18 protein-coding genes and 1 pseudogene are annotated in these 19,699 nt (G+C 72.4%); 8 read left to right on the top strand and 11 right to left on the bottom strand.

The genetic code is table 11. From position 1 onward, the window contains the following. The first annotated feature begins 40 nt into the window (after positions 1–40). Positions 41–871 (top strand): AraC family transcriptional regulator, encoded by an 831-nt coding sequence (locus IEZ27_RS26265; protein WP_125633121.1) that lies wholly within the window; start codon positions 41–43, stop codon positions 869–871. On the opposite strand, the gene IEZ27_RS26260 is transcribed toward IEZ27_RS26265, so the two are convergent. Further along, complete coding sequence (locus tag IEZ27_RS26260) at positions 829–1,746, bottom strand: NAD(P)-dependent oxidoreductase (RefSeq protein ID WP_189649666.1); 918 nt, start codon at positions 1,744–1,746, stop codon at positions 829–831. The two genes, IEZ27_RS26265 and IEZ27_RS26260, sit on opposite strands and share 43 nt — an antisense overlap. 92 nt (positions 1,747–1,838) lie before the next feature. Then, positions 1,839–2,564: an MgtC/SapB family protein gene (locus IEZ27_RS26255; RefSeq protein ID WP_189649665.1), complete on the bottom strand. Its 726-nt coding sequence runs from the start codon at positions 2,562–2,564 to the stop codon at positions 1,839–1,841. Positions 2,565–2,639: 75 nt separating this feature from the next. Between IEZ27_RS26255 and IEZ27_RS26250 the strand changes: the two are divergent. The 4 genes and pseudogenes from IEZ27_RS26250 to IEZ27_RS26235 form a co-directional block, all read left to right on the top strand. Further along, positions 2,640–2,840 (top strand): annotated as a pseudogene (locus IEZ27_RS26250) (aromatic-ring hydroxylase C-terminal domain-containing protein); the annotation flags it as partial. 71 nt (positions 2,841–2,911) lie between these two features. Next, positions 2,912–3,733 carry an NAD(P)H-binding protein gene (locus tag IEZ27_RS26245; RefSeq protein WP_189649663.1) on the top strand — a complete coding sequence of 274 codons (822 nt, stop codon included), beginning with the start codon at positions 2,912–2,914 and terminating at the stop codon, positions 3,731–3,733. Between the two features lie 165 nt (positions 3,734–3,898). Next, on the top strand, positions 3,899–4,489 hold the full coding sequence (locus IEZ27_RS26240) for a mycothiol transferase (protein WP_189649662.1): 591 nt from the start codon (positions 3,899–3,901) through the stop codon (positions 4,487–4,489). A gap of 109 nt (positions 4,490–4,598) precedes the next feature. Then, entirely contained in the window at positions 4,599–5,645 is a 1,047-nt protein-coding gene (locus IEZ27_RS26235; protein ID WP_229824342.1) for a serine hydrolase domain-containing protein, read from the top strand. A 62-nt stretch (positions 5,646–5,707) separates the two neighbouring features. Here IEZ27_RS26235 and IEZ27_RS26230 read toward each other — a convergent pair whose 3' ends face one another. Both IEZ27_RS26230 and IEZ27_RS26225 read right to left on the bottom strand, forming a co-directional pair. Continuing rightward, entirely contained in the window at positions 5,708–6,880 is a 1,173-nt protein-coding gene (locus IEZ27_RS26230; RefSeq protein ID WP_189649661.1) for a pentapeptide repeat-containing protein, read from the bottom strand. A 94-nt stretch (positions 6,881–6,974) separates the two neighbouring features. Next, positions 6,975–7,991, bottom strand: coding sequence for a hydroxyacid dehydrogenase (locus IEZ27_RS26225; RefSeq protein WP_229824341.1), 1,017 nt, complete (start codon positions 7,989–7,991; stop codon positions 6,975–6,977). A gap of 212 nt (positions 7,992–8,203) precedes the next feature. Between IEZ27_RS26225 and IEZ27_RS26220 the strand changes: the two genes are divergently transcribed. After that, positions 8,204–9,646, top strand: coding sequence for an acyl-CoA synthetase (locus IEZ27_RS26220; RefSeq protein WP_229824340.1), 1,443 nt, complete (start codon positions 8,204–8,206; stop codon positions 9,644–9,646). Positions 9,647–9,727: 81 nt separating this feature from the next. Here the strand turns inward: IEZ27_RS26220 and IEZ27_RS26215 are convergent, their stop codons facing one another. From IEZ27_RS26215 to IEZ27_RS26205, 4 genes are all read right to left on the bottom strand, one after another. After that, complete coding sequence (locus IEZ27_RS26215; protein ID WP_189649659.1) at positions 9,728–10,732, bottom strand: endonuclease/exonuclease/phosphatase family protein; 1,005 nt, start codon at positions 10,730–10,732, stop codon at positions 9,728–9,730. A gap of 40 nt (positions 10,733–10,772) precedes the next feature. Beyond that, a complete protein-coding gene (locus IEZ27_RS26210) occupies positions 10,773–11,210 on the bottom strand; it encodes a hypothetical protein (RefSeq protein ID WP_189649658.1) in 438 nt (145 codons plus the stop codon). Next, entirely contained in the window at positions 11,207–11,335 is a 129-nt protein-coding gene (locus IEZ27_RS55025) for a hypothetical protein (protein ID WP_268246087.1), read from the bottom strand. Before IEZ27_RS55025 ends, IEZ27_RS26210 begins: the two co-directional genes overlap by 4 nt. Before the next feature lie 100 nt (positions 11,336–11,435). After that, complete coding sequence (locus tag IEZ27_RS26205) at positions 11,436–12,179, bottom strand: hypothetical protein (protein WP_194521967.1); 744 nt, start codon at positions 12,177–12,179, stop codon at positions 11,436–11,438. Between the two features lie 509 nt (positions 12,180–12,688). On the opposite strand from IEZ27_RS26205, the gene IEZ27_RS26200 reads away from it, so the two are divergent. Beyond that, positions 12,689–14,467, top strand: a complete 1,779-nt coding sequence (locus IEZ27_RS26200) for a hypothetical protein (protein ID WP_189649656.1) — start codon at positions 12,689–12,691, stop codon at positions 14,465–14,467. Continuing rightward, positions 14,464–14,826, top strand: coding sequence for a hypothetical protein (locus IEZ27_RS26195; RefSeq protein ID WP_229824339.1), 363 nt, complete (start codon positions 14,464–14,466; stop codon positions 14,824–14,826). The genes IEZ27_RS26200 and IEZ27_RS26195 overlap by 4 nt, the downstream gene beginning before the upstream one ends. A 105-nt stretch (positions 14,827–14,931) precedes the next feature. On the opposite strand, the gene IEZ27_RS26190 is transcribed toward IEZ27_RS26195, so the two are convergent. From IEZ27_RS26190 to IEZ27_RS26180, 3 genes are all read right to left on the bottom strand, one after another. Next, positions 14,932–15,570: a GOLPH3/VPS74 family protein gene (locus tag IEZ27_RS26190; RefSeq protein WP_189649655.1), complete on the bottom strand. Its 639-nt coding sequence runs from the start codon at positions 15,568–15,570 to the stop codon at positions 14,932–14,934. Further along, positions 15,567–16,964, bottom strand: coding sequence for an APC family permease (locus IEZ27_RS26185; RefSeq protein ID WP_229824338.1), 1,398 nt, complete (start codon positions 16,962–16,964; stop codon positions 15,567–15,569). The genes IEZ27_RS26190 and IEZ27_RS26185 overlap by 4 nt, the downstream gene beginning before the upstream one ends. A 207-nt stretch (positions 16,965–17,171) precedes the next feature. After that, positions 17,172–19,472 carry a chitinase C-terminal domain-containing protein gene (locus IEZ27_RS26180; protein WP_308427310.1) on the bottom strand — a complete coding sequence of 767 codons (2,301 nt, stop codon included), beginning with the start codon at positions 19,470–19,472 and terminating at the stop codon, positions 17,172–17,174. Positions 19,473–19,699 lie beyond the last annotated feature (227 nt).

The raw sequence follows: 19,699 nt of genomic DNA, 5'->3' as shown, positions 1-19,699 counted from the left end.
TCCGCCGCCCGGTCCCGGTCCGATGGCCGACACTGGGGTGGTGGAGACACGACCTGTCCGTGGCGGGGCGGCCCGGCCGGGGCACCGGCTGCGCTTCGGGGTGGCCGCCGAGGGCATCGAGCGGCTGGCGGCCTCGCTCGTCGGCGAGGCGTTCGCGCCGCACCGCCACGACACGTACGCGATCGGCGTCACGCTCGCCGGCGTGCAGACCTTCCGCTACCGGGGCGAGGTACGGCGATGCCTGCCGGGGGAGTGGCACGTCCTGCACCCCGACGAGGTGCACGACGGCGCCGCCGGCACCGACGCGGGCTTCGGCTACCGGATCTTCTACGTCGACCCGTACCTGGTGCAGGAGGCGCTGGGCGGGCGGCCGCTGCCGTTCGTCGCCGACCCCGTCGTCCGGCCGGAGGGGATGTCGCCGTCGCTGCTGGCGTGGCTGCGGCACCTGGACGAGCCTCTGGAGGACCTGGCCCGGCTGGAGGTCGCGCTGCTGGTCGCGGCGGCGCTGGAACGCCACGCCGACGTCCCGGCGCGGCGGCGGCGCGACCCCCTCGCGGTCGAGGCGCTGGCACGGGTGCGCGAGCTCATCGCCGCCGACCCGGTGACCCGGCACCCGGTGGCCGAGTTCGAACGCGTCTCGGGGCTGGACCGGTGGACGATCGCCCGCCAGTTCCGCGCCGCCTTCGGCACCAGCCCCACCCGCTTCAGGACGATGCGGCAGCTCGACCTGGCCCGGCGGGCGATGCGCGGCGGCGTGCCGCTGCGGGAGGCCGCCCTGCGCGCCGGGTTCGCCGACCAGAGCCACCTGACCCGCATGTTCAAGCGCGCCTACGGGCTCACGCCCGGCGAGTGGACGGCCGCGCTGACCTGACGGCCCTCGGTCCTGGCCTCGATCGCCCGGACCACGGCCACCATGTCGAGCGTGCCGTGCCCGAGCGCCAGGGTCTCGGCGAACAGGGCGTGGCAGACGTCGAGCAGCGGCGAGGCCACGCCCGACGCCCGCGCCGCCCCGGCGATGAGCCGGTTGTTCTTCAGCACGTCGGCGATGGCGGCCTGGGCGGTGAAGTCGCCGTCCAGCAGCTTGCGCGCCTTCCCCCGGGACACCTCGCTGGCCATCGGCCCCGACGCGAGCACCCGGGCGAACGTCTCCAGGTCCAGGCCGTGCCGGGCGGCGAAGTGCGCGGCCTCGGCCAGGCCGCTGACCATGGTGATCAGGAAGACGTTCACGGCCAGCTTCATCAGCAGGCCGCCGGGGACCGGGCCGCAGGCGATCGTCTCGGCGCACATGGGGGCGAGCAGGGGACGTACCTGCTCGATCGTGGCGGGCTCGCCGGCGAGCATGGCCACCAGCCGCCCGGCCTCGGCCGGGCCGCGCGAGCCCGACACGGGCGCCTCGGCGTAGTCGCCGCCCGCGGCCCGTACGGCGGCGCCCAGGTCCGCCGAGTACGCCGGGGACGTCGTGCCCATGTGCACCACGACGCGCCCCGCGACCATGGACGCGAACCGCGGCGTGTCGCGCCCGAGCACGGCGTCCACGGCGGCCTCGTCGGCCAGCATGAGCAGCACGACGCGGGCCCGCGTGAACACCTCGGCCGGGCTCGCCGCGACCCGCGCGCCGGCCGCCCGCAGCGGCTCGCACCCGGTCGCCGTACGGTTCCAGACCACCACCTCCGTGCTCGCCCGCACCAGGTTGAGCGCCATGGGACGTCCCATGATCCCGAGTCCGATGAAACCCGCCACGGCCATGCGCCCGACCTCCGGTTCCCGCGTTCCGCCGCCACCGTTGTAGCCGACGGGACGGGCCCCGGTCTTGAACGGTTGTGCGGCCCCCGCGCCGGTCAGGGCGTGGTGACGTCGAGTTCGTCGCTGGAGACGCCGAGCACGCCGTCGATGTCCAGCAGTTCGGTGACCAGTTCCTCGACCGGCCCCGAGCCCTGGACGACTAGCCAGATCGAGACCGACTGCCGGTCCTTGCGCTCGCTGTCGCGTTCCAGGTTGAGTTCGGCGATGACGAAGTCCTTCTCGCCGCACAGGGCCAGCACGCGCCGGAGCGCGCCGTGGCGGTCGAGGTAGGTCAGGTGCAGGCGCGACTGGGCGTACTTCGAGCGGGGCAGCCGGGCGGCGAGCGGGGTGAAGGCGAACACGACCAGGAAGTGACCCGCGGTGACGGCGACGGCCAGCAGCCACAGGCCGGCTCCGGCGGCCATGCCGACCGCGCAGGTCAGCCAGACCACGGCGGCGGTGGTCAGGCCGCGTACCGCGTCCCGGCGGACGAAGATCAGGCCGCCGCCGATGAACCCGATGCCCGACACGATCTGCGCGGCGACCCGGGAGGGGTCGAGGGTGACGTGCTCGCCCAGGACATCGGCGAAGCCGTACTTGGACACCAGCATGATCAGGGCGGCGGCGAAGCCGACCAGCGTGTGCGTACGCAGGCCCGCGCTCTTCTGGCGGATCTCGCGTTCGAGGCCGATGGCGGCCGACAACAGCAGGGCCAGACCCAGTTCGCCCAGCTGGGTCCACCCTTGCCCGGTCAGATTCGCGGCAGCGAGCGCCGTCCCCATTTGCCCAGATGTCCCCGGCCTACGGGGGATTCACACCTCTGACGGGGGCTCGGGCGGGCCGAAGCCGCCGGGAAGGCGGCGGCCTCGCTGGACCTCGACGTCCACCGGATCGACGACGCCCGCTTCCCGGACGTGTACGGCATCACCGCGACCGGCGCGGCCCTCGTACGGCCGGACGGGTTCGTCGCCTGGCGCGCCGCCTCGCTCCCGGCGCAGCCGGAGAACGAGTTGCGGCGGGTCCTGGCCGGGGTGCTCGGCCGGGATCGAGAAAAGTAGTTAGTTGCCTGACTGACTTTCTGTGCTACGGTCTTCTCAGTCAGGCAACTAACTAATCAAGGAGAACTGACATGATCGTCGTCACCGGTGCCACGGGGAACGTCGGCCGCCCGCTGGTGGGCCTGCTGGCCGGGGAGGGCCTGCCGGTCACCGCCGTCGCCCGCCGCATCACCGAGGCCGACGTGCCGCCGGGTGTGCGGGCCGTCGCCGCCGACCTGGGCGACCCCGCCGGCCTGCGTCCGGCCCTCGCGGGCGCGGACGCGCTGTTCCTGCTGGTGGCGGGGGAGGACCCGCAGGGCGTCGTCGAGGCCGCGCGGGAGGCGGGCGTCCGCCGGATCGTCCTGCTGTCCAGCCAGGGCGTCGGCACGCGGCCGGGGGCCTACCCGCACGCCGCCCGGTTCGAGGAGGCCGTACGCGGGTCGGGCCTGGTGTGGACGGTCCTGCGTTCGGGCGGCATGGCCTCCAACGCCTTCGCCTGGGCCGAGCCCGTACGGGCGCACCGCACCGCCGAGGCGCCCTTCGGCGACGTCGGCCTGCCCTTCGTCGACCCCGACGACGTCGCCGCCGTGGCGGCCGCGGTCCTGCGGGAGGACGGGCACGACGGGGCGACGTACGTGCTGACCGGGCCCGAGGCCACCACACCGAGGGAACGGGCGGCGGCGATCGGGGCCGCGCTGGGCGAGCCGGTGCGCTTCGCCGAGCAGACCCGCGAGGCCGCCCGCGCCCAGATGGCGCGGGTCATGCCGCCGCCCGTGGTGGAGGGCACCCTCGCCATCCTGGGCGAGCCCACGCCCGAGGAGCGGCGTGTCAGCCCCGACGTCGAACGTGTCCTCGGCCGCCCGGCACACCCGTTCACCGCCTGGGCCACCCGCAACGCCGCCGCCTTCCGCTGACCGCTGATGGGGCCGGAAGCGCGGCCGAGGTGGGGCCGCCGCCCCCGGGCCGCCACGATCCGCGAGCCCGGGGCCGCCAGGCGCCGTCGCCCGGGGCCGGGGGTGGCGTTGGATGGCGGTGGGATTGTCGGTGGGATTGTCGGTGGTGGTGTCTAGGGTGTCGGCGTGAGCGACAGTGACACCCCCTGGGAGCCGCCCCTCGCGGGCAGCGAGGCCGACCACCTGCTCGGTGCGCTCGACCGCCTGCGTACGACCTTCCGCTGGAAGGCCGACGGCCTCGACGCCGCCGGGCTGCGCGCCCGCGTCGGCGCCTCGGCGCTGACCCTCGGCGGCCTGCTCAAGCACCTGGCCCTCGTCGAGGATCACCTGACCACCGTCAGGCTGACCGGCGCCCCGCTCGGCGAGCCGTGGGAGTCCTCCGGCTGGGACGGCCCCGACTGGCCGTTCACCTCCGCCGAGCGCGACACCCCCGCCGAGCTGTACACCCTCTGGGACGCCGCGGTCGAGCGCGCCCGCGCCCGCATCGACGCCGCGCTCGCCGAGGGCGGCCCCGAGCAGCTCGTCCACCTGTCCTGGCCCGACGGCCGCCACGCCAGCCTGCGCCGCCTGCTGTGCGACCTCATCGAGGAGTACGGCCGCCACACCGGCCACGCCGACCTGCTCCGCGAGGCCGTCGACGGGCTCGTCGGCGAGGACCCGCCCCCCGGCTGGAAACCACGCGGCGCGGCGGCCCAGGACGCCCCCTCGCGGGCCTGACCAGTTCCGGTAGGGCCGGCCCCACCGGAACAAGCGGGCCCACGTGACTGATCTTGGGAGCGGAACGCCCAAAGATTGGGACATCGCCACCCTCTGAGGAGATGTCCTGATGAACAAGTACATTGCTGCCGCGGCCGCCGCGACCGTTCTGCTGGGAGCGGCCTCACCCGCCATGGCCGCGACCGGCGGCGGCGTGCAGCGTGAGATCGACCGGTTGACCAAGCAGGACGGCCTGGCCGGCGCGGTGGTCTCGGTACGCGAGCGCGACGGCCGTACGACCACCTGGACCTCCGGCACCGCCGAGCGCGGCACCGGCAGGCCGATGGTCGGCGGCGACGGCCGCTTCCGCGCCGCCAGTGTGACCAAGCCGGTGATCGCGGCGGCGGTGATGCGACTGGTCGCCGACGGCAAGGTGAGCCTGGACGAGCAGGTGGAGCACTACCTGCCCGGCTCGCTGCGCGGCGCCCGGGTGACCGTCCGCCAGTTGCTCCAGCACACCAGCGGCCTGCCCGAGTACTTCGACCTGGTCGACTGGACCAAGCCGGCCGTCCCCGCCGACCACCTCGCGCTCGCGCTGGCCCGCCCCTTCACCGGCGAGCCGGGTGGCCGGTGGTCGTACTCCAACACCAACTACCTGGTCGCTGGCATGATCATCGAGAAGGTGACCGGCAAGGACTTCCGCCGGGTGACCGAGGAGGGAGTGCTCAAGGGGCTGCCGGGCACGTACTGGCCGAAGCAGGGCGAGCTCGGCATCCGCGGCAGGCACGCCCACACCTATGGCCTCAACCCCGCCGCCCCCAAGGACGGCGAGACGGACATGACCCAGCTTCCCGGCTACGCGTTCGGCGCCGGCGGCGGCCTGGTCTCCACGCCGGAGGACCTCAACCGGTTCTGGCAGGCCGTCCCCGAGCGCACGCTGCGTACCATGCTCACCGGGGCCGTCCCCGCCTCCGACCCCCAGGGCAGCCGGTACGGGCTCGGCGTGTACACCTACCCGTTGAGCTGCGGACCGGCCTGGATGCACGACGGCGGGCTGCCGGGGGTACGCGTGCTCAGCGGCCGCGACCGCGCCGGCCGGGCCGCCACCGTCTACGTCACCGGCACCCCGGAGAACGACAAGCACCTGTTCGCCGCCCTCGACGCCGCCCTGTGCTGACCGCCGCCACCGACCGGCAGGCGCCCGCCCTCACCTCGCGAGCCCCGGCGAGTTCGCCCAGGTCAGCCACGGCCGCGCCGCCGGACGATCCGCCGCCACCGCTGCCGCCCGGCCGGCAGGCCGGTCATCTCCAGTCCCTTCACCGCGACGAAGGAGACCTCGCCGACGACGGCCGTGCCGACGAACCTGGCCCCTCCGCCGAAGACCGCCCCGTCGAACACGGCGTCCCGCAGGAAGGCCGTCCTCTCGAATCGGGGGCTGCGGGTGAAGGTCGCATGACGGAAACTCGCGTCGTCGGCGAAGGTCGCGCCGTCGAAGTCGGCGCCGTCGAGTCCCGGGTGGCCGTCGGCGAAGGTGACCCAAGTGAAACTGGCGTCGCCGGTGAAGGTCGCCCCGGCGAAGTTCGCGCGGCCGGTGAACGTCGTCGCCGCGAACATGGTCTCACCGGCGAAGGTCGCCTCCCGGAAGTCGGCGTCGGCCACGCGGCACTCGACGAACTCGAAGTCGACGAGGGTCGCGCCCGTGAGATCGAGGCGGGTGCCGGGCCAGTGCAGCCGGTCCGCGTCGCCGGAGTCGCGCGGCTGCCACCAGCGACGCGCCGGAGGAGGGGAGTGGTGCAGATGCCTGGCCAGGATGCGCTGGGCGGCGAGGCGCACCTGCCGTTCCTCGCGCGGATCCGGCCCGGCCGGTACGGCGGACGCCTTCCGGCGTGCGGGCGGCGTCCAGGGCCCGCGGAGATACGCGCAGATCACCTCCGCGACGGTTCCCTGGAGCGCGGGGGTGTGCTCGGCGAGGCGTTCCAGGGCGTACATGCCGCCGAGGCGGATCGCGGCCTGGTCGCTGCCGAGGTGCTCGACCGCCTTGGTGTACAGCTCGGTGACCCGGCGTTCGTTGGCGTCGTGGGTGGTGTGCGCGGTGGCCAGCTCCTGGTGGCGCTGCCGGCGTACGGCCAGCAGCAGGGTGACCGCGGCGCCGACGCCGGCCGCGGCGGCCAGGGCGGTGCGGACGGCCTCGATCCGGGCGGCGACCCGGCCGGACACCGGAACCGTGTTCAGATCCTGGAGCAGCCAGGCGGTGGTGGCCCATGCGGCGGCGCCGATCAGCAGCGCGGCGGGAAGGGTCCACCACCACATCGAGCGGGGCGGACGCAGCTCGGGCGGCCGGGCGGAGACCCGGGGCGGACGCGGTTCGCGCGGCCGGGCGGAGACCCGGGGCGGACGCGGGAAGAGGCCCATGGCGACATTCCAGCCCGGCCGCCGGGATCGTTCGGCGGCAGTGTTCAAGTCGTGACCGAACGAAGCACACCCGGCCGGCCGGCGCGCGGACGGGTCAGGCGGTCACGGTGAGGTCGTCCGCGGTCACGGCGGCTCGGGGCGGGCGGCCCGAGACGTAACGGTCGAGCTCGTCGAGGGCGCTCTCGCTCAGCCGCCGGGTCTCCGAGCCGAGCGAGCCGGCGACGTGCGGGGTGAGCATGACGTTGGGCAGGTCGTACAGCGGTGACCCGGCCGGCAGCGGTTCGGGGTCGGTGACGTCGAGGATGGCGTCGATCCGGCCGGCGGCGCACTTGCGCTCCAGCGCGGCGGTGTCCAGGACGGAACCGCGCGCGGTGTTGATCACCGTCGCGCCGTCGCGCAGCAGGGCCAGCTCGGCGGCCCCGATCAGGTGCCGGGTGGCCGGCAGCGCCGGTACGTGCAGGGTGAGCACGTCGCAGCGGGCCAGCAGCTCGGGCAGCGCGACCGGGCGGGCGCCGGCCGCGCGCACCTCGTCCGCGTCCGCGTACGGATCGGCGACCAGCACCTCGCCCAGCTCCAGCACGCGCAGCAGGTCCACGACCCGGCGGCCCACCCGGGAGAAGCCGACGACGCCGACCGTCCGGCCGCGGTTGGACAGCTCGCCTCGGTGGGCCGGGTAGGGCCAGTTCTCGCGGTGCCGGCGCGCGTCCTGGGCGAGGAACGGCGCCTTCTTCCCGGCCAGGATGATCGCGGCCAGGGTGAACTCGGCCACCGGGATCGCGTTCTCGCCGGCCGCGCTGGTGACGAGGAGGCCGCGGCGCCAGACCTCGTCGGTGGCGAACCCGCGTACCGAGCCGGCGCAGTGGAAGACCGCGCGCAGGCGGGGCGCGTCCGCCAGGCGCTCGGCGGTCAGGGGCGGGCAGCCCCACGAGGTCACCAGCACCTCGGCCGCGCGCAGCGCGCGGCGTGCCTCGGGCGTGTCCAGGTCCGCGGTCGAGACCGGGTCGCCGACCTCGGCCAGCTCGCTCAGCCGCCGTAGTTGCGGCTCGTGGAACTGCTCGGCGAAGCTCGCGGGGTCCATGACGAGCAGGGCACGCGGACGTCGTACGTTCACCTGGGTCCTCTCGGCGGCATCCCGTCAGCGGGTGCCGGGCTTGCGGAAGATGTCCCTTGATGGTGCTGGATCACGCACCCGTGGAGGAAGGGTGGGGAAAGTCCGGCATTTCGATGACATCAAGCGCTTGGTGTCCTAGCTTGAGTGCTGACCGTCAAGGAGTGCCGATGAGGAATCAGGGGCTTGGGTCTTGGCCGGCACGCAGGGCGCGGATGACGCCCGGCCGGCCGGCGGTCGGCTACCCGGGAATCGACCGGACCTACGGCGATCTGTACGACCGGGTCACGCGGCTGGCCCGCGCGTTCGCCGACCTGGATGTGGGACGCGGCGACCGGATCGCCTATCTCGGGCCAAATCACCCGTCCCTGGTGGAGACGTTCTTCGCCGCGGGGCTGCTCGGAGCGGTGTTCGTCCCGCTCAACACCCGGCTGGCCGCGCCCGAGCTGCGTTTCGTCCTGGACGACTCCGGCGCCCGGGTGGTCGTGCTCGGCGAGGGCCAGGACGGCGGCGGGCTGCCCGGCCGCCACCTGACCCAGGACGCCTTCGAGGAGCTGATCGCCGGCGCGCCCGCCGGCCCCCTCGACGAGCCGGTGAGCCAGGACGACATCTGCCTGATCATGTACACCTCGGGCACCACGGGACGCCCCAAGGGCGCCATGCTCACCCACGCCAACCTCATCTGGAACGCGGTCAACCTGCTGGTCGACGTGCCGCTCGCGCACGACGAGGTGACGCTGGTCAGCGCGCCGTTGTTCCACATCGCGGCCCTGGCGCAGACGCTCGTGCCCACCGTGCTCAAGGGCGGCAGGGCGTTGCTGGAGCCGTCCTTCGGGGTGGACAGGACGTTCGATCTGGTCGAGTCCGAGCGGGTGACGATGATGTTCGGGGTGCCGTCGATGTTCGCGGCCCTCGCGGGGTCGCCGCGCTGGGCGACGGCCGACCTGTCCAGCCTGCGGCACCTGCTGTGCGGGGGAGCGCCGGTGCCCGAGGCGCTGATCAGGGCGTACCGGGAGCGGGGGCTGACCTTCCTTCAGGGGTACGGCATGACGGAGACCTCGCCGGGCGCGCTCTTCCTCGGGGCGGGGCACCCGGACGGCAAGCTCGGCTCGGCCGGGGTGCCGTGCTTCTTCTCCGACGTGCGGCTGGTCGCCGCCGACGGCTCGCCCGCCGTCCCCGGAGAGCCCGGCGAGGTGTACGTGCAGGGCCCCAACGTGATGCCCGGCTACTGGCGACGCCCGGAGGAGACGGCGAAGGCACTGTCGGCCGACGGCTGGTTCAGGTCGGGCGACCTCGGCGTGACCGACGCGGACGGGTACGTCCGCATCTCCGGCCGGATCAGCGACATGTACATCTCCGGCGGCGAGAACGTCTACCCGGCCGAGGTCGAGAGCCTGCTGTACGAGCATCCGGCGGTGGCCGAGTGCGCGGTGATCGGCGTACCGGACGAGAAGTGGGGAGAGGCCGGCAAGGCGCTGGTCGTGCTGCGAGCGGGCATGAGCGCGGAGCCCGACGAGCTGCTGGCGCACCTGGACGGCCGCCTGGCCCGCTTCAAGATCCCGAAGTATCTGGAGTTCGTCGCGGAACTCCCGAAGAACGGCGCCGGCAAACTGCTCAAGGCCAGGCTCAGAGAGCGCTACAGAGAGCAGCGAGCCTGACCGCCGGGCAGGACGCCGGGCAGCAGGGCAGCAGGGCAGTCGGGCAGTCGGGCAGCAGGGCAGCTTGGGCGGTCGGGCGGCTCAGCCGAGGTCGGGCAGGCGGAGGTCGGCGAAGACGCCGCGGTGGTCGGTGCCCGGCACGTCGAGGATCTCCGTACTGGCCACACCCACCCGGCGGTCGGCCAGGACGTGGTCGATGGCGATGATCGGCGGGATCGCCCGGCCGTTGGGCCAGGTCGGTACGAGCCCCTTGCCCACCTGGTCGGCCGCGTCCACGTAACCGCGGGCCAGCAGGTCGCGGAAGGCACGGTGGTCGAGGCTGGCGTTGAAGTCGCCGGCCAGGATCCTGACCACCGACGGAGACGGGGACGGCAGTGCCTTGAGCGAGGCGTTCCACTCGTCCACCTTCGGGCCGAGCGGCGGGTTGGGGTGGACAGCCACGATCTCGACCTTGCCACCGGCGGGCACGGACAGCGTGGCGGCCGGCATGTTGTGGCCGATCGGGGTGAACAGGCCGGTCAGCGGCCTGAGCGGGTATTTGGCGAACAGGCCGCTGCCGATCGCGCCGTCGGCGTCCTGGAGCACCCTGTAGGGGAGCAGCTTGCGCAGCCCGGCCTCGTCGAGCCGGGCGACCGCGTCAGGCGTGAGCTCCAGCGCGCTGAACACCTGGACGTCGTACGCGCGCACCAGGCGCACCACGGTCTCGGCGTCGGCCCGGCCGAACAGGTTGATCGACAACACCCGCAGCGAGACGCCGTCGGCCACCTCCCCCGCCACCCCGGACGTCCGCGGGATCAGGCACGAGACCAGCACCACGCCCACGAGCGCCGCGCAGAGCGCCGCCGGACGGTTGCGCTTGAGCATCGACAGCAGCGCGGTCAGCGCGGCCAGCCCCGCGCCGATCGGCGTCACCGTCATGAGCTGGGTGAGGAAGGACCCGGTCTCCAGACCGCCCACCCGCAGCGCCGCCCACACGGCCAGCAGCGCGACCACGGTCCAGGCGAACCAGCGCCTGGGCCGCCGGGGTGCCCGCCGCTCGTCGGCCGGGGCTCGTTCGGTCGTCGCGCTCGCTCCGCGTTGATCCACAGCTTGAACCTTAAGGCAGCGGCGGATGGGCTGAACCGGGTCAGCCCGCGGACTCGGCCCTGGCCTTGATGGTGAGGAGCTGCCTGCGCATCGCGACGAAGTCGCCCACGTCCATCATCGCGACGTGGGCGGCGCCGCGTACGGTGGGCTCGCCGCGCGTACGCGTCCGGAGGATCAGCCGGGTGCCGCCGCCGGTGTCGCGGAGCACGACGGAACAACTCGTGGTGGCGTCGGTGCCGCGGTCGGCCAGCACCAGGCTGTACGGGGCCCCGACCCGTTCGACGACGTACCCGCCGCCGTCCATGACGTCACCGGCCTTGAGGTCGCGCGGGGGTTGCGCGAGGTCGGGGGGCGTGGGATCGGCGGTTCCGGGGCGCGCGCCGGGGCGCGGATGGCCGGTGAGCCACACCACCCAGGGCCAGACGGCGGCGGGCGGCGCGGGTGGCCTGGAGCTGGGGGAGCGGCACGATGTCGTCACCCGGCCAGGTCCTCGTGCACCTCGCTGTCGGTCGCGCCCCAGCGCAGGTGCCAGGGGCGTACGGCGAGCAGGTATCCGGCCGCCGCTCCCACGGCCAGCCGGATCAGGGGGCGTGGCAGGAACATCGCAGTACTCCTTCGCATGTGGCTGATGGAACGAGTGGAACGAGCCATTGATCGGACGCCGAAAATCGACGGCATGTGACTGAATTATGGGTGAATATGGCTAAATCTGGTGAGCTTTCCAAATTGTCAGGTCGTAGGCCTCTGCTATCGACTGCCAGGATTGCGCGAACTGTGCTTTCGCCGTCTGCGCGGCCTCCGATCTGCTGAGTCCGCGCCGATAATCCCGGTCGCCGGAGACCGGGCCCGTACAGCCGCCCGCGAGATGGCGGCGGGCCCAGGACAGGAACGCGGTGTCGGCGTCGTAGGAGGCGTCGAGCGCGGTGATGAGCGTCTGCTTCAGCGCCGCGCCGTCGGGGAGGGCCGCCAGCTCCAGGGTCCGGGCGGCGGCGAGCTGGTCGCGGCGGCTCGCGGTGATGTCCTCGATCGTGTCCACGGCGTTCCGCCGGCACCTGGTCGCGTCGGCGATCGCCGTCGAGAGGCTGGAACGGGTCGAGCTGCTGCTGGACAGCAGGCTTTCCACCTGCCCGGCCTGCTGGGCCGCCACCCCGTCCCCGCCCGCCGTCGGCTCCCCGGTGGGGGTCGCCTCGCCGCTCGGGGTCGCGTCCCCGGTCGCGTCCTCGCTGGGAACGGCGTCCCCCGTGGGTGCCGGGTCCCCGGTCGCCGCCGGGTCGCCCACCGCCGGGTCCGACGCCTGCGACTGTACGGCCGCCGGCGTCCCGCCCTCGCCCGCCACGGCGGTGGCGGACGGACGGCTCCCGGCCAGCCACCACACCACGGCCGTTGTGGCGCAGGCCGCCGCCACGCTGACCAGCACCACCGGACGCCGCCACGCCGGACCCCGCAACCGCTCAGGCGGAGGCGGCAGCCCATCACTCCCCACACTCGCCCGCGACCCCCCACCCCCGAACCCCCGCACACCTTCCATCCCCCCACCAAAGGACGCCCCCTCGCCGTACGGCCTGCCGGGGACGGGGGACCCGCCGGACGGGCTTCCGCCGGACGGGCCCTCGGCGCCTGCGGGGCCTGTGCCCTTGGGGGCCGTGTCCGAGGGGTTGGCGTCCGTGGGGGGCGGGGGAACGGGGGGTGGGGGAGCGGTGCTGGGGGTGGGGGCGCCGCAGCGGGGGCATTGGGGGAGGGTGCCGGGGTCGCTGCCGCATCGCCGGCATCGGCCGCCCGCCCCTGAATGGTGGACCAATACACCCTCCCGTAATGCTCCGTAAAGGGATGAATTTCGATTATTAAGCTTTGTGCAGAGCTTCAGTTCCGGTCAACGAGACTATTTGATAACAACCATCCCCCTCACGCACTCGCCCCTCATAAGCTCGGCCGCGCAATCACCGACGAAGGAGGGTCATGGCCGTCGACAGCCCCGGCGCCGCCGGCTCGACGCGTGACACGGCGGCCGGCACGGGCGTCCCGCGCATGAGCAACGTCACGCGCTACCTCAGCGCCGCCGCCTACCTGGACAGCGGGTTCCGCGACCGCGTCCTGGCGGAGCTGATGTTCGATCCCTACCGCGCGGTCCCTCCGTCCTACGGCGGCTTCGACCTGGTCCCGGTCGTCCACCACTGCCGGCGTTCGCGCTCGATGCTCGTCGTCCGCGACGCGCTCATCACCGTGTTCTTCCTCATCGGGTTCATGGTCTCCCCGCTGAGCACGATCGCGTGGGTGGCGATGCTCGTCCCGCTCGTGTTGCTGACCTCCGCGCAGGTCCGGCGCGGATCGATGGCGCTGCGCGCCCTGATCTGGTTCTGGGCCGGGAACATGGCCCTCTTCCTGCTGCTCGCGCTGCTCTCCAGCGGGCTGTGGGCCATGTGGGCCACCGCGCTGTCCGGCCCCTCGTTCTTCGACGACAGCCCCTCCTACGGCCCCGCCGAGATCCTGAGTCTGGGCCTGGGCGCGCTGGCGCTGGCGATGTTCGTGCCCTTCATCACGCTGGGGGTGGCGCTGGTCTACCGGATCGCGACGTACATGACGCTGGCCGGCACGCTGCGGCCGGGCGCGCCCGAGCCGGTCACCAGGGCGGCCAACCCCAAGACGGCCCACCGCGTCGACTACGTGCGCAGCGCCCAGTGGGGCAACGTCACCATGTACGCCAACGAGGACGCCTTCATGGGCGCCGGTTCCATCGTCCGGAGCTGGTCGATCGCCGTCGAGCTCGACCGCGTACGCGGCCGCGAGGGCCCGCCGCGCCGCCAGGATGACCCGGTCGACGTCGACCCCGTCGAGCTGCACGCCTTCGTCCGCGAGCGGCTCAAGGACATGCGCGACCGCGTGCTGCGCCCGAACGAGGGCATCCAGCGCCTCGACATCGGCGACCACGTCGTCACCAGGGGCGTCTTCACCGTGGCCGACTGGCACCAGGGCGGCGTCCAGGTGCCCCACCCGCTGATCGGCAAGAACGGCCTGCCCAGGTCCCACGCCACGCAGGAGGAGATCGAGGCCATCGCCCGCCATCCCCAGGGCGGCGTGCGCTACTACCAGCGGGTCACGATCAACAACGCGGGCCAGGAGATCCGCGACCGCAACGGCGAGCTCGTCGCGCCCGCCGAGGACCAGGAGGCGCTGACCTCCGCCTTCATCTACCTGGCCGTCGAGGGCCGGATGCTCTACACCCAGTTCGTGGTCACCGTGCTCCCGCCCGCACTCGGCCCGTACCACGTGGTGGACCGGCTGCCCACGATGACCGGCGGCCGGATCGCCTGGGAGGCGGTCAGGTCGCTGAAGCTGCGGCTGCTGCGCGACGTGCTGGCCGCGCCGGCCCGCCTGGCGCGCGCGGGCATGCAGGCCGTCCGCCAGAACATGCTGGTCCCCGACCCGCGCAAGCACATCGTCTATCCCTACGGCGCCCGCTTCAGCGTCCGGGAGCTGGGCGCGAGCGACGACCTGCAGACCCACATCCAGGTGCTCGACGTCTCCAAGTACGTGCGGATGATCGAGCAGCGGCTCACCGAGGCGGTCCTCGACTTCCTGGAGGACCGGGGCGTGGAGACCGGCGCGTACCGGTTGCAGGCGGCGAGCGTGACCATGAACACGCTGTCCGTGAGCGGCGGCGCCACGGTCAGCGGCCCGGTGGCGTTCGGGCAGCAGGCGTCGGCGACGGTCAACAACCTGGGAAGGCAAGGCACGTGACGAACGAGGAGACCCCCATGGACAGCCGGTACGGCGTGCACATCAGCGGCGGCGAGGTCAGCGGCCCGATCGCGGTGGGGCCCCACTCCCGCGCCACGGTCAACAACCTGGGCGGCACGTCCCCCGGCGAGGCGGCCCGGCTCCTCGACCGGCTGGAACGCCTGCTCGCCGAGCACGAGTCGGACGTGACCGAGCCGGCACGCGCCCGCCGGGACGTCGCCGACGTGCGGCAGGAGATCGAGCAGGCCGATCCCGACCGTTCCCGGGTCATGGACGCGCTGAAGCGGCTGTCGGCACGGGCGGCCGAGGTGTCGGTGATCGTGGAGGTCGTCGGCCAGATCCGCGAGCTGTTCGCCTGAACGCGGACCCGCTGGTAACGCGGACCCGCCGATAGCGCGGACCCACCAGTAACGCGGACCCGCCGATGACGCGGCCTCGCCGGTGTGCGGGCCGGCGGGCTGGGGTCAGCGGAAGACCGCGACCGCGGCCTCGCCGAGCATGTCGTCGATCAGCTTCACGACGTCCTTGACGACGGGGGAGTGGGTGACCGCGATCTCGCGGAGGCGTTCGATGAGCCGGGCCGAGGGCTGGTCGAGGTAGAGCTCGGCCTCCAGCCGCAGCGCCCCCACCAGCCCGCACAGCGCCGCGCCGCGCCCGTCGGGCTGCTTCCACCCCTCCACCGCCGAGCGCACCCCGGCCGAGGCGCGCACGACCGAGGCGATGTCGGCGAGCTGGTAGCGCGTGTACGGCAGCATGCCCATGCGCCGCCTGGTCACCATGACGAGCACGTTCGAGGCGACCAGGCTCTGGCGGGTGCGGTCGTAGGCGTCCTCGGCCAGCTTCTTGATCCAGAACTTGGCGTCCCGCTTGGCCCGGTCGCGGGCCAGCATCGGCACGAGGGAGTCGACGACCGGGTCGCCGACCGGGGTGGGATCGGCGACGGAGATCCCACCCTGCCCGACCGTGACGCGCTCGCTCAGGGCCAGGTCGAGCAGCACGGCCCCGGCCAGCCCGAGCGCCATCGAGTGCTGGTGCACCAGGGGCTTGCCGGTCTGGTCGTGGCCGATGAGGAACAGCTCGTGATGCAGTGGCGCCCGGGTCACGTCGCTCGGCTGACTGTCACGTCGGCCGCAGGCTCGCCGCCCAGCACGGGCCGGCGGCCGAGTGCGTACAGGATGCCGAGGACGACGGCGCCGATGCCCAGCCAGATCAGGCCCACCCGCTGCGCCATGATGTTGGCGTTGATGATCACGAAGATCAGGATCGCCATGCCGATCAGCGGCGCCAGCAGGTGCGACCAGATGTCGGTGGAGCGCCCGCGGACGGTGTAGTGCACGATCACCGACAGGTGCAGGATGACGAACGCGATCAGGCCGCCCATGTTGACCAGGCTGCCCAGCAGGCCGATGCCGTCCTCGCGGTTGGCCATCCACACGCCGAGGCCGATGGACAGGGCCGAGACGAGCAGGATGGCGTTGGCCGGCACGGAGTGCTTGACCGACACCTTGGCGAGGAAGGAGGGCAGTTGCCGGTCGCGGGCCATCGCGTACAGCAGGCGGGAGACGGCGACCTGGGCGACCAGCGTGTCGGCCAGACCCCAGGAGATCGCGGTGGCGGTCGAGGTGATGTGCCGCAGCCACTCGCCGCCGGCCGCGGCGGCGGCGTCGTAGAAGGCGGTCTCGGAGCCGTTGGCCAGCACGCCCGCCGGGTCCGGCACGACCAGGGCCGCGACCCAGACCTGGACGATGAACAGCAGGCCGGCCAGGAGCAGCGCGAGCCGCATGGCCTTGCCCACCTGGGCCGAGCCGCCGGACGACTCCTCGACGAGCATGCTGATGCCGTCGAAGCCCAGGAAGGACAGCACCGCGACGGAGACCGCGGCGAAGATCACCGGCCAGGAGAAGGTGTCCGGGTTGAACAGCGGAGAGAGGCTGAACCCGTGCCCCCTGCCCTGGAGCAGCGCCCAGACCCCGGCCAGCACGAACAGGCCGAGCACGACCAGCTCACAGGTGATCAGCACCTTGGTGAGGGACATCGTCATCCGGATGCCGCGCAGGTTGATCAGCGTGTTGACCGCCACGAAGATGATCATCCAGACCCATACGGGCACCTGCGGCACGGTGTTGTGCATGGCGACCGAGGCGACGAGGTAGAGCAGGCTCGGCACGAGGAGGTAGTCGAGCAGGATCGCCCACCCGGTCATGAAGCCGACAGGCGGGGCGATGCCGCGGCCCGCGTAGTTGTAGACCGAGCCCGACAGCGGGAAGGCCTTGAGCATCTGCGTGTACGACGCGGCGGTGAACAACATCGCGACCATGCCCACCAGGTACGCCAGGACCGGCATGCCGCCCGACGCCGAGTAGACCGGACCGAAAATCGCGAAGGGCGCGATCGGCACCATGAAGATCAGGCCGTAGAACACGAGATCGGTGAGCCCGACCCCACGGCGTAATTCCTGTCGGTAGCCGAACTGCTCGATGTTCTCCTGTGGTAGCACGACAGCCTCTCATGTCGTCATGCGTGAACGCTGGGGGGTGCGGGCCGTCGGTATACGCATGGGATTACGGACACCGGTGGGGCTCGATCTGGCGATCCTTCCGTAGCCCACCGTCACGTCGCAAGAGGCTGCCCCAGGTCGTACGTACCTGACCTCGCCGAAGCGGGCGGGACGCGGGCCGTCCCGCCCGCCCGCGGGCGGCGCCGGTCAGCAGGCGCCGGCGTCCTTCCAGACGCCCCACTCGCCGGTGGTGCCGGGCTCCTGGCCCTGCGTCCACCACTTGGCCTCCCACGTGTGGCCCTTGTGCGAGACGCGCTGGCCGCCGGTGTAGACGGCCGTCGCGCTCCAGGCGGGCGCGGTGCAGGCGCCGCCGGTCGGGGTGACGGTCGGCGTCGGGCTCGGGCTCGGCGTGACGCCGCCGCGCGCCAGGTCCTGCGCCAGCCCGTACGTCCGGCCGCCGAAGGTCAGGGTGTAGTTCGCCTGGCCGGGGACGGGCAGGTAGTAGACGTAGTCGAGGGTCACCGACGCCCCGGGGGCGAGCGACTGCCAGGTGGGCAGCTTCACCGACACCCGGTGGAAGTCGCCCTTGAGCCCGCCGATGTTGTTGCCGGTGTGCTCGCTGCTGATCACCCGCAGGCCGAAGCCCGACTGGTCCTTGGCGTTGTTCGGCGCCGAGGTCGCGTAGTCCCACTGGAACTCCGCGCCGCCCGGGATGGCGGTCTGGGTCCTGTTGGTGATGACGAGCTTGGGGTTGATCGGGTAGTTGCTGTCACCGGCGGGGAAGCCGGTGGCCTCGATCGTGACGTCCAGCTTCTCGGCCGGGACGGCCACCTTGGCCTTGGCCTTGGCCGCGCCGTACGGGGTCGCCGTCCTGAGCTTGTCGTAGAGCAGGCTCGTCAGGGTCTGGCCCATGAAGTACTCGCCCTTGGCCGCGTCCCAGGCGTAGTCGCCGGCCAGCTCCCAGATCATCACGCCGCCGATGCCCTGGTTCTTGACGTAGTCGGCCTTGGCGCCGAGCGACTGGTCGTCCTCGGTGGACAGGAACACCTTCTTGGTGGCGTTCCACAACCAGGGCGCGGTCAGGGTGGTGTTGTAGTTGCGGGTGTAGGCGCCGGTCAGCCGGTCCTCGGGGTCGTTCGCCGGGTCCAGGCCGTAGGCGGGGCCGTAGGAGCCGGCGATGCCCTTGGCCAGGTTCATGGCGTGCCACATGGGGTTGGAGCCGGCGCCGACCTCCTTGCCGTTCTCCTCGTCGTGCCACAGGTTGTCGATGCCGCGGGCGCCGTCGCCGCAGGTGGTCAGGCCCTGCGGGCAGCTTCCGCTCGGGCCGTTGGAGGTGCCCCACAGGCCGTTCACGCCGCCGTTGACGTTCTTCCAGCCGCGTGTGTAGTACGGCACGCCGACGTTGATCCGGCCGGCCGGCATCGCGCCGCGGAAGTAGTGGTAGGCCCAGTCGGTGTTGAGGTAGCCGAGGCCGCCGTACTGCGCGGCGGTGTAGACGCCCCACTTGGCCAGCTCGGCGTCCTTGCCGTCGTCGTACAGGGCGGCGTTGGGGCCGACGAACTCGTTCCAGGCGCCGTGCAGGTCGTACGACATGATGTTCACGTAGTCCAGGTACTGGGTGACCTGGAACGTCTCCATGCCGCGCAGCAGGTAGCCGGAGGCGGGGGCGGCGACGGTCAGCATGTAGTACTTGCCGTCGGCGGCGGCCGCGGTGTCCAGCTTCTGGCGCAGCGTCTTCATCAGGGCCGCGTAGCCCTTCATGAGGCTCGACCTGCGGGCGTTGGCGAGGGTCCAGTCGAGCGGGTTCCCGGCGTCCTTCATCGAGGTCGGGTACTCGTAGTCGATGTCCACGCCGTTGAACCCGTACGCGCGTACGAACGCGACGACCGAGTCGGCGAACGTGCCGATGCCGGCCTGGTTGACCGAGCCGTCGGCGTTGGTGGTCATGGAGTAGAAGCCGCCGGAGGCCACACGCTTGCCGGTGGCGTCGAAGTAGCCGCCGGTCTCGGCCCAGCCGCCCACCGACACCAGCGTCTTGGTGCCGGGGTTCTGCTTCTTGTACTTGTTCAGCAGGTTGAAGTGGCCCTTGTAGGAGTAGGCCGGGTCCATCTCGGCGCCCGCGACGCCCGGCCACTCCATCCCGGTGGCGGTGTCGTCGACGGCGATCTTGTTGGAGCCGTCGACGTGCGCGAAGGCGTAGTTGATGTGGGTGACCTTGCCCCACGGGATGTTGGAGGCCAGGTAGGCGGGCTGGCCGTTCTTGCCGGTGCGCCAGCTCGTGAAGTAGCCGATGATGCGGCGGGGGTGGTCGGCCCCCATCTTCTCGCGGCCGTCCTCGTCGTAGTTCAGGCAGTAGGGGACGTCCACGCCGGGGGTCTGGTAGAGACCGTCCGGGCGGCAGGCGGCGTTGTCGGTCGCGGCGGTGGCCGTACCGGCCAGGGCTCCGGCGATGAGGAGCAGCGAGGTGCCGCACGCGGCGAGCGCCGCGTGTAAACGTGAAGGCTTCAAGGGCCACCTCCGATGGGGCATGACTGGGGGGTTGATCGGAACCTAAGTCTGCTGACCAGGGCCGTCAATGCTCTCTATTAGGAAACTTTCTTAATAATTCGCGCAAGGGCCGCGGAGTCCGATGGTTGCCCCCGGCCGATCATGGAGGTACGGTGCCTCCACCCGCGTGTTAATCGATTAACAGCACCGATCGACAGCACGCCGTCAGCGCCGACCGGCCTTCGACA

The sequence above is a fragment of the Nonomuraea spiralis genome (assembly GCF_014648435.1).
In the GTDB taxonomy this organism is placed as follows: domain Bacteria; phylum Actinomycetota; class Actinomycetes; order Streptosporangiales; family Streptosporangiaceae; genus Nonomuraea; species Nonomuraea spiralis.
Note: the sequence above shows the minus strand (reverse complement) of the source record. Positions and strands in the feature narration are given on the sequence as shown.